This is a genomic window from Phytoactinopolyspora halotolerans (assembly GCF_010550675.1).
Classification (GTDB): Bacteria; Actinomycetota; Actinomycetes; order Jiangellales; family Jiangellaceae; genus Phytoactinopolyspora; species Phytoactinopolyspora halotolerans.
Map to the genome: position 1 here is coordinate 236,879 of NZ_JAAGOA010000004.1, position 12,870 is coordinate 249,748.

Here is a 12,870-nt window from a genome sequence, read left to right on the forward strand (position 1 = left end):
GCTCGTGGTGCGGGTGACGGTAGGGAAGTGACGTTGGGCGAGGCGGAGTACGACTACGACCTGCTGGTGATCGGGTCCGGACCGGGCGGGCAGAAGGCCGCGATCAGCGCCGCGAAGCTCGGCAAACGCGTCTGCGTCGTGGAACGACGGGACATGGTCGGCGGGGTCAGCGCACACACCGGGACCATCCCGTCCAAGACGCTGCGTGAAGCGGTTCTGTACCTCACGGGCCTGTCGATGCGCGAGGTCTACGGGCAGTCGTACCGGGTCAAGCAGGACATCACCATCCACGATCTGATGGCTCGCACGCAGCACGTGATCGGCCGGGAGATCGAGGTGGTCCGGGCGCAGCTGCTGCGCAACCACGTGGAGCTCATCATCGGCACCGGGCGGTTCCTCGACCCGCACACCGTCGGCATCGAAGGCGGCGGCGAGCGGCGCCAGGTCACGGCGGCGAACATCGTCATCGCGACCGGCACCCGTCCGGCGCGGCCGCCGCAGGTCGAGTTCGACGACGGCCGGGTGATCGACTCCGACGGCATCCTCTCCCTGGAGCGCATCCCGGAATCGATGGTGGTGGTCGGGGCCGGCGTCATCGGGATCGAGTACGCCTCGATGTTCGCCGCTCTCGGCTCCCGGGTGACCGTCGTCGAACGGCGACCCCGGATGCTGGACTTCTGCGACCCGGAGGTGGTCGAGTCGCTCAAGTTCCACCTGCGGGACCTGTCGGTGACGTTCCGGTTCGGTGAAGATGTGGAGAAGGTCGAGGTCGGACGGAACGGCACGGTGACGACGCTGGCCAGCGGGAAACGGATCCCGGCACAGACGGTCATGTACTCGGCCGGCCGGCAGGGCGTCACCGATCGGCTGGGGCTGGAGAAGGCGGGGCTCAGCGCCGACGATCGTGGCCGGATCTCGGTCGACGGACAGTACCGCACCGATGTGCCGCACATCTTCGCGGTCGGCGACGTGATCGGTTTTCCGGCGCTTGCGGCCACCAGCATGGAGCAGGGACGGCTGGCGTCCTTGCACGCGTTCGGTGAGCCGGCGAACGAGCTCCGCGCCATCCAGCCGTTCGGCATCTACACCATCCCGGAGATCTCCTTCTGCGGCCGCACGGAGGAGGAGCTCACTGGAGAATCGGTGCCCTACGAGGTCGGCGTCTCGCGGTACCGGGAGCTGGCGCGCGGCCAGATCGAGGGCGACTCGTACGGGATGCTCAAGCTGCTGGTCTCCCCGTCGACGCGGCAGCTGCTCGGCGTGCACGTCTTCGGCACGGGTGCCGCGGACCTGGTCCATGTCGGCCAGGCGGTGATGGGCTGCGGCGGGACCGTCGACTATCTGGTGGACACCGTGTTCAACTTTCCCACCCTGTCCGAGGCGTACAAGGTGGCCGCGCTCGACGCGACGAACAAGCTGCGGGCGCTGGATCGCTTCGACATGTGACGGGTCAACGGCCGTCCAGGCCGGGGAACGCCGGGATGTCGTCCGTCCAGCGCAGTCGTGCCCGGGCGGCCGCGATCACCGAGTCGGCGGCGAGTGAGCGCAGCTCCTCGGCTGACGCGGTGGCGACCAGATCGACGTAGACGGCAGCGAGCCGTTCCTCCAGCACGGCGGCGAGTTCCCGGGCCGACGACGCGTCGTCCACCTGGAACGGAAGCGCGTACGACGGCAGTGCCGCCTCGGGACTGGCCTCCAGCGCGACGACCTGGTCGTATAGCGCGTCGCGCTGCGCCTCGTGCGTCTCCAGGGCGCGCTGCGCCGCCGCCTGCTCGTCGCCGTCGAGGAACGCACCGACGACGCCGTACCCGTACACGCAGGCATGTTCGCCGGCCAGGGCCGCTTGGACAGCGGCCAGCACCGTATCGGCCGGGTCGGGTTCGCCGTCCGGCGCAGGCGTGTCCGGTGGCGTCATGCCTGGTGGTGTCGTGCCCGCATTCATGCGCGCTCCAGAGCGGTCTCGTGGGTGGCCTCCGCGGCGGCGATCGACGACAGGAGCGCCGCGAGATCAGGCCCGGCCGCGCGCAGGCAGCTCGCCAGATGCGCTTCCGATGCGGACCGCTCGGCATCGACGAGCGCCGCGAGCGCGCCGGCTGCCGCGGAGGCGACGTCGGGCAGCTCCAGCGTGCCGACGCTCAGCTCGAACACGTCGTCGGCGCTGCTCGGATCGATCTCCGGGCGGAGCAAGAACGGCAGCGGCCCGTCGTCGAGCAGCGCCTCGAGGTGACGACGGTGGTGCTCGGCGAAGGGCGCGATCCGGTCCCGCAGCCGATCATGCCGGCTGACCGTGGCGATATGCACGGCGAGCAGCCGCTCCTCGGTGCGGACCGCCCGCCAACGGACGCCGGCGTCCGGATCCGCGTCCGCGCGGTCGTCACCGAGGCGTTTGCCGATGGTGTCGCTGGAGCAGCCGGTGAGTGTCGCACCGAGCAGGGGCGCAGCTGCGGCGGCCAGCAGCACGGGCCGGCGTCGTACGCGCGCGCTGTCGTTCACTGGGGAACTTTAACTTTCCGCCCATTCCGGATCAGTGGCGGGTGGCACGGGTCCCGTGGGTGGCGCGGTGTGGCGTCGTCGCCGCGACACCACCGGTGTTCCCTCACTCCTCACCTGGGTCCTACATGTATCGTTGGAAAGCACCAGATGACCGGCGCGGTTCGCGCCAGAAAACTTGAGAGTGAGGAGGGTGCGTGTGAGTCCGGCAGATCGTGGCCTCCTACAGCGGATCGTTGAGCCCGTGGTCGAGCGGGAAGGGCTGGATCTCGAAGAGCTCAGGGTCTCCCAGGCCGGGCGCCGGAGCCGGCTGCAGATCGTCGTGGACGCCGACGGCGGGGTCGACCTTGACCGATGCGCGGAGGCCTCTCGCCAGATTTCCGAGGCGCTTGACGAGTCGGACGTGATGGGCGACGCGCCCTACACCCTGGAAGTGAGCTCGCCCGGCGTCTCCCGGCCGCTGACCCTGCCGCGGCACTGGTCGCGAGCCGAGGGACGGCTGGTCAAGGTCACGCTGACCGAGGGAGGCAGCGTGACCGGGCGCGTCGCGGACGCCGGAGAGACCTCGGTCGTGCTGGACGTCGACGGTGCCGCCCGGGACATCGCCTATGGTCAGGTTGCGAAGGCACGCGTGCAGGTCGAGTTCAACCGTGGCGATGACGCGGACGCCGACGACGCGGAGACGGGGTGAGCTTGACATGGACATCGATCTTGCATTGCTGCGTGCGCTCGAGCGGGAGAAGGACATTCCGTTCGACCGGGTCGTGGAGGCCATCGAGCGTGCACTCCTGCTGGCCTACCAGCGCACCAGTGAGTCCCAGCCGCGGGCGCGCGTGGTGCTCGACCGGCAGTCGGGGCATGTGACGGTCTGGGCTCAGGAGTTCGACGACGAAGGAAACGTCGTACGGGAGTGGGACGACACGCCGGAGGGCTTCGGCCGGATCGCGGCGACCACCGCCAAGCAGGAGATCCTGCAGCGCATCCGGGACGCGGAGGACGAGGCCACGTACGGCGAGTTCCAGGCGAAAGAGGGGGACATCGTCTCGGGGACCATCCAGCAGGGCACGGACCCGCGGACGGTCCAGGTGGACCTGGGGCGTCTCGAGGCCACGTTGCCGGCGGCCGAGCAGGTACCGGGGGAGAAGTACGAGCACGGCAGCCGGCTGCGCTGTTATGTGCTGCAGGTGCGTAAGGGCTTCCGCGGACCGACCGTGACCGTGTCCCGCACCCACCCGAACCTGGTCAAGAAGCTCTTCGCGCTCGAGGTGCCGGAGATCGCCGACGGTTCGGTGGAGATCGCCGCGATCGCCCGCGAGGCGGGGCATCGAAGCAAGATCGCCGTCCACTCGAAGGTGCCGGGCCTCAACGCCAAGGGCGCGTGTATCGGTCCGATGGGTGCCCGGGTCCGCTCGGTGATGACCGAGCTGAACGGTGAGAAGATCGACATCGTCGACTGGTCTGAGGATCCGGCTGAGCTTGTCGCGCACGCGCTGTCGCCGGCCCGGGTGCAGAGCGTGGAGATCGTCGACGAGTTCGCCAAGACAGCGCGTGTGATCGTCCCGGATTTCCAACTCTCGCTGGCGATCGGCCGCGAAGGTCAGAACGCACGGCTGGCTGCGCGGCTCACCGGGTGGCGGATCGACATCCGGCCTGACACGCAGCCGGAGGAATCGGTCACGACCATGCGGCCCGAGGATGCCTGACCTGTAGAGACGTCCGGCGACGGCTGGTCGGCCGGGGGCGGTTTCGCGGGTGTGACGGGCCGGGCTTCATGAACAGGCGAGGTAGACGGTAAACTATGACGGCGGAAGACCGCGCGCGTCGACGGGTTCCTATACGTACTTGTGTGGGTTGCCGTTCACGCGCGGAGAAATCCGCACTGCTTCGAGTCGTCGTCGAAGGTTCCGGTCCAGACATGGGACTGGTGCCCGACCCCGACGGAAAGCGTCCCGGGCGAGGTGCCTACATTCACCCCAGCACGGGATGTCTGGACGCCGCCGAACGCCGGCGGGCCTTCACTCGGTCGTTTCGCCGGGGCGGGCCGCTGGACGTTACGCTGGTCCGGCGATGGCTGGAAGCAGTGGAGCGAGCCTGACAAGGGCTCTGAGACCGACTTGGAAGTTCCAGGCAGGTCTGGCCAGGAAAGAAGGAGACACGACGTGACTCTCATGAGCGTTCGATGAGCACGCAACGATGAGCACGCACAACACCTAGCCGGTCCGAGCCCGCAAGCCCGGACCGATAAGGAGAGCAGTGGCAAAGGTCCGGGTACATGAGCTTGCCAAGGAGCTCGGTGTGTCGAGCAAGGACGTTCTCGGCAAGCTGAGCGACCTCGGTGAGTACGTCAAGTCGGCGTCCTCCACGGTAGAGGCGCCGGTAGTTCGCAAACTTCGGGAAGCGTTCGCCAACCAGGCATCCGCGCAAGGCGGTCCGGCCAGGAAGAAGGCATCGCCCGCCGACGCGGCCAGGAAGGCTGCACCGAGCGCTCCCACCCCCCCGACACCGTCCGACGTCGCGCCGAGCGCGCCGGCCAGGCCGGAGGCTCCGGAAACTCCGGCTGCGCCCGAGGGCACGGCCGCGCAGCGTCCAGCCGCGCAGAGCCCGGCGGCGGAGAGCCCGGCGGCGGAGAGTCCGGCTGCTGCCGGTTCGGCCGCCGAGAGTCCCGCGGCCGAGCGCGAGTCGACTGATAGCCCGGCCGCTGAGCGCCCCGCGTCGCCGAGGCCGGGGCCGCGCCCAGGGCCGGCGGCACCCAAGCCCGGTCCCGCGGCGGCGCGGCCTGCGCCGCCGCGCGGTGCACCGAGCGGCGGTCCCGGTGGCGGGAAGCCCAAGCCGGGCGGCCCTTCGGGCAAACCGGGACGCCCGGGCAGGTCCGAGCGTCCCACCGAGTCGGGCCGCTCCAGCGATTCCGGTGCGCCCAAGCCAGGCCAGTCGCGGCCCAGCGGATCGCGTCCCGGTAACAATCCGTTCGGTGGCGACAGCACCGGCATGGGTCAGCGTCCGACGCCGCGCCCGCCGGCTGGTCCGCGTCCGGGCAACAACCCGTTCAGCTCCGGTGGCTCGACCGGTATGCAGCGACAGGGCCGTCGTGACTCCGGCGGCGGAGGCGGCGGTGGTCGTGACTCCGGCGGCGGAGGCGGCCGTTCTGGCGGCGGTGGCGGTGCCGGCGGCCCGCGTCCCAACCCGGGCATGATGCCCGCCCGCCCACCGCGTTCCGCACCCGGCGGTGGCCGTCCTGGCGGCGGCGGTGGCGGCGGTGGCCGTCCAGGTGGCGGCGGTGGTGGTGGCCGTCCAGGTGGTGGCGGCGGCGGTGGCCGTCCTGGCGGCGGTGGTGGTGGCGCCGGCGCAGGTCGTCCCGGTGGTGGCGGCGGCTTCGGTGCCCGCCCCGGCGGTGGTCCTGGGGGCCCCGGTGGCCGTCCCGGTCCTGGTGGCCGCGGCCGCGGTGGCGGCACCGCCGGTGCGTTCGGCCGGCCCGGTGGCAAGCCCGCGAAGAGCCGCAAGAGCAAGCGCCAGAAGCGGCAGGAGCTCGACAACATGCAGGCACCCACCATCGGTGGTGTGCGCCTGCCGCGTGGCAACGGCCAGACCATCCGGCTGCCGCGAGGCGCGTCGCTGGCGGACTTCGCCGAGCGGATCGACGTCGACCCTGCTCAGCTGGTACAGGTGCTGTTCGGCCTGGGCGAGATGGTCACGGCCACCCAGTCGGTGGACGAGGACACGTTCCAGCTGCTCGGTGGTGAGCTGGGCTTCGAGGTCCAGCTGGTGTCGCCGGAAGACGAGGACCGCGAGCTGCTGGAGTCGTTCGACATCGACTTCGCCGATGAGGGCGACGGCGGTGTGTTCGGTGCCCGGCCGCCGGTGGTCACCGTCATGGGCCACGTCGACCACGGTAAGACGAAGCTGCTGGACGCCATCCGGAACGCCAACGTGGTCAGCGGCGAGTCCGGTGGCATCACGCAGCACATCGGTGCCTACCAGGTGCACGTCGATCACGAGGACGAGGACCGGGCGATCACCTTCATCGACACCCCGGGTCACGAGGCGTTCACCGCCATGCGTGCGCGAGGTGCGCAGGTGACGGACATCGCCATCCTGGTGGTCGCCGCTGACGACGGCGTGATGCCGCAGACCATCGAGGCGCTGAACCACGCGCAGGCGGCGGACGTGCCGATCGTGGTCGCGGTCAACAAGGTGGACAAGGAAGGCGCGAACCCGGACAAGATCCGGCAGCAGCTGACCGAGTACAACCTGGTGGCCGAGGAGTACGGCGGCGACACCATGTTCGTCGACATCTCGGCGCTGCAGCGCAAGGGCATCGACAAGCTGCTCGAAGCGGTCCTGTTGACCGCGGACGCGGCGTTGGACCTGAAGGCCAACGCGGAGATGGCCGCGCGCGGCGTCGCGATCGAGGGTCACCTCGACAAGGGGCGCGGCCCGGTCGCGACCGTGCTGGTGCAGCGCGGGACGCTGCGTCCGGGGGATGCGATCGTCACCGGTCAGTCCTACGGTCGTGTGCGTGCCATGCTCGACGAGTACGGCAAGCAGGTCGAGGAGGCCGGTCCGTCGCGGCCGGTGCTGGTGCTCGGCTTGACCGCCGTCCCGGGTGCAGGGGACAAGTTCCTCGTCGCCGACGACGACCGCACCGCACGTCAGATCGCCGAGAAGCGTGAGGCGATGGAGCGGAACGCGGCCCTGGCGAAGGCACGCAAGCGGGTCACGCTGGAGAGCTTCCTGGCCGAGAGCAAGGTGCAGACGCTCAACCTGATCCTCAAGGGTGACGTCTCGGGCTCGGTCGAGGCACTCGAGGATGCGCTGCTCAAGATCGATGTGGGCGAAGAGGTCGACCTGAGGATCATCCACCGCGGTGTGGGTGCGATCACGGCCAACGACGTCAACCTCGCTTCGATCGACGAGGGCATCATCATCGGCTTCAACGTGCGGCCGCAGAACCGGGCCGTCGAGGACCTCGCCGACCGCGAAGGCGTCGAGATCCGGTACTACTCGGTCATCTACTCGGCGATCGAGGAGATCGAGGCGGCCCTGAAGGGCATGCTCAAGCCGGAGTACGAGGAAGTCCAGCTGGGGACGGCGGAGATCCGTGAGGTCTTCCGCTCGTCCAAGGTCGGCAACATCGCCGGCTGCATGGTGACCAGCGGGATCATGCGTCGCAACGCGTCGGCGCGGCTGCTCCGGGACGGCGTCGTCGTGGCCGACAAGGTGACCGTGGCGTCGCTGCGTCGGGTGAAGGACGACGTCACCGAGGTTCGTGACGGTTTCGAGTGCGGTATCAGCCTGGGCTCGTACAACGACATCCAGGTCGGCGACGTGATCGAGACCTATGAGATGAAGGAGAAGCCGCGCGCCTGATGTTCGTCGGGACGCTCAGCCTGGACCTCCTGCTGGGTGACGTCCGGTCACTCAAGCAGAAGCGCGCCGTCGTACGTCCGATCATCGCGGAGGTACGACGGCGCCACGAGGTCTCGGTGGCCGAAGTGGGTCATGTCGACCTGTACCGCCGCGCCGAGATCGGCGTGGCGGTGGTGGCCGGTGAAGCCGCGCATTGCCGGACGGTGCTGGACAGCATCGAACGGTTGGTCGCGGCGCGTCCCGAGATCGAGCTTCTGTCCGCGCACCGCCGGTTGCGGTCGGACGAGGACGACACGCTCCCGTCGTCGGGCGTGAGCACCTAGACGTCGCACCGGCGACACACCACATGAGCGACGGCGACCGCCGGACGACCATAGAGCACAACAAGGAGAACGACATGGCTGACCCGGGTCGCGCGCGTAAGCTGGCCGACCGGATCCGTGAGATCGCGGCGGAGACGTTGGAGCGGCGGGTGAAGGATCCCCGGCTGGGATTCGTCACGGTGACCGACGCCCGGGTGACCGGGGACCTTCGTGAGGCGACCGTCTTCTACACGGTGTACGGCGACGACAGCGACCGCGCCGCGACGGCGGTGGCGCTGGAACGGGTCCGTGGCCTGGTGCGTTCCGAGGTGGGGCGGCAGACCGGTATCCGGTTCACCCCGACCGTCGATTTCGTCGCCGATGCGATCCCGCAGAACGCGGCGCACATCGAAGACCTGCTGCGGTCGGCTCGCGCCTCCGATGAGCAGGTGGCCCAGGCGGCGGCTGCTGCCGAATACGCCGGAGACCCGGATCCGTACCGGGTTCGTGAGGACGACGAGGACGACGACGCGGAGTCTGCGGCGGGCGGGTCCGTCGTGGATGGGTCTGCTGCTGATGAGTCCGATGCCGACGCCTCCGCTGCCGGCCGGCCCACCTCCGGGGAGACCGACGACCGCGCATGACGAGGCTTCCCACGCGTGCGTCTGGCACCGAGTGGCCTGAAGCGCTCATGATGCCGGACGTCACACCGGACGGAGCGACGAGAGACGAGGTGGGCGAGCCATGGGTGGCAAGACCAGGAAGCCGTCGGAGTACGGTGACGGCTTGGTGGTGGTCGACAAGCCCGGGGACATGACGTCGCACAGCGTCGTCGCCCGGATCCGGCGGCTGGCGGACACCCGGCGGGTCGGCCACGCCGGCACGCTTGACCCGATGGCCACGGGGGTGCTGGTGGTCGGGGTGGGACGCGCGACCCGGCTGCTCGGCCATCTCGCGCTCACCGACAAGACGTATGAGGCGACGATGCGGCTGGGCGCCCGCACCGTGACCGACGACGCCGACGGGGAAGTGGTGGACCAGACCGACGCCTCCGGTGTTGACGACGCCGCCATCCGCACCGAGATGGCGGTGCTGACCGGCGAGATCCGCCAGGTGCCCAGTGCGGTGTCGGCGGTGAAGGTGGACGGGGTCCGCTCTTACCAGCGGGTCCGCACGGGCGAAGAGGTGGAGCTGAAGGCTCGCACCGTCACGGTCAGCCGGTTCGACCTGCTCGACGTGCGCCGCAGTGGCGGGTACGTCGACCTCGACGTGCTGGTGGAATGCTCGTCGGGGACGTATATCCGGGCGCTCGCCCGGGATATCGGTGCGGCGCTGGGTGTCGGCGGGCATCTGACCAGGCTGCGCCGCACGCGCGTCGGCGCCTACACGGTGGAGCAGACGCGCACGCTCGAGCAACTGGAGGAGAAGTTCGAGCTGATTCCGCTGGAGGAGGCGGCGGCGGTGGCGTTCCCGAGGCTGGACGTCGACGCCGCCACCGCACGCCAGGTCGCGCATGGTGCGCCGATGCCGCGGACCGAGCGGGGACCCGGTCCGGTCGCGGTCTTCGGACCGGACGGTACGCTTCTTTCTCTCGTGGAAGATCGTGGTCCGCGAGCCAAGTATCTTGCGGTGTTCGTCGGATAGGACCGGGGCATATGAGCGAAGGGGACCGCAGGCAGCCGCACGAGCAGCTGGACACCGAGCTTTCGCTGCTCGCGAGGCGGTCGCGGTGGATGTGGGTCACGCTGGCGCGCGAGGCCGAGGAGGGTCTTGAGGCCGCCGCCTACGGTCTGCTCGCCGCTCTGTACGACGCCGACGACGACCTGCGCGGCGGCGACTTGGCGGATAAGTTCGGGCTGGACAAGTCCACGGTGAGCCGCCAGATCGCGCAGATGGAGAGCCTGGGCCTGTTGAAGCGTGTGCCGGACCCGCAAGACGGGCGGGCACGGTTGCTCCGCATCACCGATGACGGCCGGTCGCGTGTCCGCCGGCTGCGTGAACGGCGTGCCCGTTGGCTGGAGCGCGCGTTGCGGGACTGGCCCGGCGACGACGTGCAGGAACTGGTCGGCCTGCTGCAACGACTGAACTCCTCCCTGGAGAGCCCCGACCGCTGACCCTCTCCACCACCCCCCCGGCGCCCCCGCCCTAAATGATCATGTGAAGTGGGTTTTCTCGTGCACCCCCATGTCTGCAGGCCAGGTAGAGCACGATAAAACCCACTTCACATGATCATTTAGGCTGCGCTCGGATTGGCGGAACGGTTGTGGAATACAATCAATATTTATATGGTTGTATCAACCAACTGTAGTGCTGGATGTGAATGGAGCCTCGCCATGGCCGAGGACGTCTACGAGTCGATCGTCGATCATCTGCGCTGCCTCGTGCGGCTGAGCAGGACCGTCGCGCACCGGCACGTCGCCGTGTACGAAGGGCTGTCGGTCGGGGTGGCCGGCGCCTTGGGCGTGCTCGCCCGGGAAGGCGCGATGCGCCTCACGACGCTGGCGGAACGGCAGGCGATCGACACGTCCGTCGCCAGCCGGCAGGTCGCTGAACTGGTCGCGATCGGCCTGGTCGAGCGGGTGCCGGACCCCGACGACGCGCGCGCCCAGCTACTGGTGTCCACGAGCGACGGCGCCGCGATGGCCGAACGCATCCGGTGCCGCCAGGTCGAGATCGTCGCCGATGTCCTGCGCCCCTGGACCCGCGACGACGCGATCGCGCTCGAAGCAGGGCTGGCGCGACTGAAAGCCGGCTTGCGCGAGTTGGTGAACCGGCCCGCGGGGCCAGCGCCGGAGCAGCCACCGGAGCAGCCACCGGAGCGCGCGCCGGAGCCGGGCCGTCAGCCGACGCCGACGTGACAGCGGGCAGGCGAGACGGACGCACACCTGCCCGAGTACAAGAGACGGAAAGGACACGCACGATGACGACCGCCATGGCCGAAGAGGCTGAACGCCCCGGTGAGGGCTCCCGCGAGATGAGTCACCGGGAGGTGCTGCAGGCACTGTCGGGCCTGTTCATGGCGATGTTCGTGGCCATGCTATCGGCAACGATCGTGGCCAACGCGCTGCCGCGCATCATCGCCGAGCTCGGCGGCAACCAGAGCCAGTACACGTGGGTGGTGACCGCCACCCTGCTGGCGGCGACCGCGACCACTCCGATCTGGGGCAAGCTCGCCGACCGGATGAGCAAGAAGCTGCTGGTGCAGTCGTCCATCGTGATCTTCGTGACCGGGTCGGTGCTCGCCGGGTTCTCGCAGAACACCGAGACACTGATCGGCTTCCGCGTCCTGCAGGGCCTCGGCATGGGAGGTCTTCAGGCGCTGGTGCAGATCGTGCTGGGGTCGGTGGTCAGTCCGCGCCAGCGCGGTCGGTATATGGGCTACATCGGGGCGGTGATGGCGGTGGCCACGGTCGGCGGCCCACTGCTCGGCGGACTGATCGTCGACGCGTCGTTCCTCGGTTGGCGCTGGTGCTTCTGGGTGGGCGTGCCGATCGCCGTCGTCGCTCTGGTCCTGTTGCAGAAGACGCTGCAACTGCCGGTGGTGAAGGTGAACACGTCGATCGACTGGCTGGGAGCGATGCTCATCCCGGGCGGGATCACGGTACTGCTGCTGTGGGTGACCTTCGCCGGCGACGCGTTCGCGTGGCTGTCCTGGCAGACGGCGGTGCTCATGGCCGCGGCGGTCGTCCTGCTCGCGGTGGCGGTCGTCGTCGAGCGTCGGGTCAGCGATCCGGTGGTGCCGCCGCGGCTGTTGCGAGCGCGCACGATGGTGCTGGCGATCATCGCCAGCGCGGCGATCGGCATCGCCATGTTCGGCGGTCCGGTCTTCTTCGGGCAGTACTTCCAGATCGCCCGCGGGTACTCACCCACCGAAGCGGGTCTGCTGACCGTTCCCATGGTCGGCGGCCTGATGATCGCTACCACCGTCTCCGGCCAGCTGATCAGCCGTACCGGGCGCTGGAAGAGGTTCCTGGTGGCGGGCACAGCGCTCACGGTGACCGGGCTGGCGCTGCTCGGCACCATCGATCACGCGACCTCGTTGTGGCTGGTCGGCGCGTACATGGCGATCCTCGGTGTCGGGGTGGGCTCGACGATGCAGAACCTGGTGCTGGCGGTGCAGAACGGCCTGGACTACCGCGATCTGGGCGCCGGTACCTCGACGGTGACGTTTTTCCGCAGCCTGGGTGGTGCGGCCGGCGTGTCCGTGGTGGGTGCCGTGCTCGCTGCGCACGTGACCGATCTGATCAATGAAGGACTGGCCGGCCGGGGCGGCGCCGGTGCGACGCAGAGCGGCGGCTCCACCTCGCTGGACTTGTCGGAGCTCCCGCCGTCGGTGCGGGTCGTCGTCGAGCAGGCCTACGGCGACGGGACGGCCCTGGTGTTCCTTATCGGCGCGGCGGTCGCCGCGATCGCGTTCGTCGCGGTCCTGTTCCTGCGCGAGACCACTCTGCGTACCACCGTCGGCCAGCAGGAGACGGCCGACGACGAGACGCGGGCCGACGACGAGACGCCGGGCGACGACGAGACGCCGGGCGACGACGAGACGCGGGCCGACGGCGAGGCTCCGGGCGGGGAGGGGACGGCGCGCGCAGACGTGGTGGTGCGGTCGTAACATCACACAGTCCGGTGGGACTACGTGGCCGGACGGAGGCGTTGTCGGGGAGAATGGCACGCTGGGTTGCTGAGAGGGATCGGCAACATCACCGACAAACTT

The 12,870-nt window shown here is 69.4% G+C and carries 13 protein-coding genes; 11 read left to right on the top strand and 2 right to left on the bottom strand.

All coding sequences use genetic code 11. The features are described 5' to 3' along the window. The first annotated feature begins 27 nt into the window (after window positions 1-27). Window positions 28-1,446, top strand: a complete 1,419-nt coding sequence (sthA, locus tag G1H10_RS07560) for a Si-specific NAD(P)(+) transhydrogenase (RefSeq protein ID WP_163735003.1) — start codon at window positions 28-30, stop codon at window positions 1,444-1,446. A gap of 4 nt (window positions 1,447-1,450) precedes the next feature. Here the strand turns inward: sthA and G1H10_RS07565 are convergent, their stop codons facing one another. Further along, window positions 1,451-1,942, bottom strand: coding sequence for a ferritin-like domain-containing protein (locus G1H10_RS07565; RefSeq protein ID WP_216853010.1), 492 nt, complete (start codon window positions 1,940-1,942; stop codon window positions 1,451-1,453). Further along, window positions 1,939-2,493 (bottom strand): hypothetical protein, encoded by a 555-nt coding sequence (locus tag G1H10_RS07570; RefSeq protein ID WP_163735006.1) that lies wholly within the window; start codon window positions 2,491-2,493, stop codon window positions 1,939-1,941. The genes G1H10_RS07565 and G1H10_RS07570 overlap by 4 nt, the downstream gene beginning before the upstream one ends. Window positions 2,494-2,689: 196 nt before the next feature. On the opposite strand from G1H10_RS07570, the gene rimP reads away from it, so the two are divergent. The 10 genes from rimP (at window position 2,690) to G1H10_RS07620 (ending at window position 12,768) form a co-directional block, all read left to right on the top strand. Further along, entirely contained in the window at window positions 2,690-3,181 is a 492-nt protein-coding gene (gene rimP / locus G1H10_RS07575; protein ID WP_163735009.1) for a ribosome maturation factor RimP, read from the top strand. Between the two features lie 7 nt (window positions 3,182-3,188). Then, on the top strand, window positions 3,189-4,193 hold the full coding sequence (nusA, locus tag G1H10_RS07580) for a transcription termination factor NusA (protein WP_163735013.1): 1,005 nt from the start codon (window positions 3,189-3,191) through the stop codon (window positions 4,191-4,193). Between the two features lie 95 nt (window positions 4,194-4,288). Next, a complete protein-coding gene (locus G1H10_RS34955; protein ID WP_163735017.1) occupies window positions 4,289-4,585 on the top strand; it encodes a YlxR family protein in 297 nt (98 codons plus the stop codon). A gap of 158 nt (window positions 4,586-4,743) precedes the next feature. After that, window positions 4,744-7,854, top strand: a complete 3,111-nt coding sequence (gene infB / locus G1H10_RS34460; RefSeq protein WP_163735019.1) for a translation initiation factor IF-2 — start codon at window positions 4,744-4,746, stop codon at window positions 7,852-7,854. Continuing rightward, window positions 7,854-8,177 (top strand): DUF503 domain-containing protein, encoded by a 324-nt coding sequence (locus G1H10_RS07595; protein ID WP_163735021.1) that lies wholly within the window; start codon window positions 7,854-7,856, stop codon window positions 8,175-8,177. Before infB ends, G1H10_RS07595 begins: the two co-directional genes overlap by 1 nt. 74 nt (window positions 8,178-8,251) lie before the next feature. Continuing rightward, window positions 8,252-8,800 (top strand): 30S ribosome-binding factor RbfA, encoded by a 549-nt coding sequence (gene rbfA / locus G1H10_RS07600; protein WP_163735026.1) that lies wholly within the window; start codon window positions 8,252-8,254, stop codon window positions 8,798-8,800. Window positions 8,801-8,900: 100 nt separating this feature from the next. Next, complete coding sequence (gene truB / locus G1H10_RS07605) at window positions 8,901-9,800, top strand: tRNA pseudouridine(55) synthase TruB (protein ID WP_163735029.1); 900 nt, start codon at window positions 8,901-8,903, stop codon at window positions 9,798-9,800. Window positions 9,801-9,811: 11 nt separating this feature from the next. Beyond that, a complete protein-coding gene (locus G1H10_RS07610) occupies window positions 9,812-10,270 on the top strand; it encodes a MarR family winged helix-turn-helix transcriptional regulator (RefSeq protein WP_163735032.1) in 459 nt (152 codons plus the stop codon). A 219-nt stretch (window positions 10,271-10,489) separates the two neighbouring features. Then, complete coding sequence (locus tag G1H10_RS07615; RefSeq protein WP_163735036.1) at window positions 10,490-11,014, top strand: MarR family winged helix-turn-helix transcriptional regulator; 525 nt, start codon at window positions 10,490-10,492, stop codon at window positions 11,012-11,014. 62 nt (window positions 11,015-11,076) lie between these two features. Continuing rightward, window positions 11,077-12,768: an MDR family MFS transporter gene (locus G1H10_RS07620; protein ID WP_216853012.1), complete on the top strand. Its 1,692-nt coding sequence runs from the start codon at window positions 11,077-11,079 to the stop codon at window positions 12,766-12,768. Window positions 12,769-12,870: the final 102 nt, after the last annotated feature.

Coding starts and splice junctions, on each gene's coding strand:
- G1H10_RS07565 (WP_216853010.1), bottom strand. CDS start 1,942: ATGAATGCGGGCACGACACCACCAGGCATGACGCCACCGGACACGCCT.
- nusA (WP_163735013.1), top strand. CDS start 3,189: ATGGACATCGATCTTGCATTGCTGCGTGCGCTCGAGCGGGAGAAGGAC.
- G1H10_RS34955 (WP_163735017.1), top strand. CDS start 4,289: ATGACGGCGGAAGACCGCGCGCGTCGACGGGTTCCTATACGTACTTGT.
- G1H10_RS07595 (WP_163735021.1), top strand. CDS start 7,854: ATGTTCGTCGGGACGCTCAGCCTGGACCTCCTGCTGGGTGACGTCCGG.
- rbfA (WP_163735026.1), top strand. CDS start 8,252: ATGGCTGACCCGGGTCGCGCGCGTAAGCTGGCCGACCGGATCCGTGAG.
- truB (WP_163735029.1), top strand. CDS start 8,901: ATGGGTGGCAAGACCAGGAAGCCGTCGGAGTACGGTGACGGCTTGGTG.
- G1H10_RS07610 (WP_163735032.1), top strand. CDS start 9,812: ATGAGCGAAGGGGACCGCAGGCAGCCGCACGAGCAGCTGGACACCGAG.
- G1H10_RS07615 (WP_163735036.1), top strand. CDS start 10,490: ATGGCCGAGGACGTCTACGAGTCGATCGTCGATCATCTGCGCTGCCTC.
- G1H10_RS07620 (WP_216853012.1), top strand. CDS start 11,077: ATGACGACCGCCATGGCCGAAGAGGCTGAACGCCCCGGTGAGGGCTCC.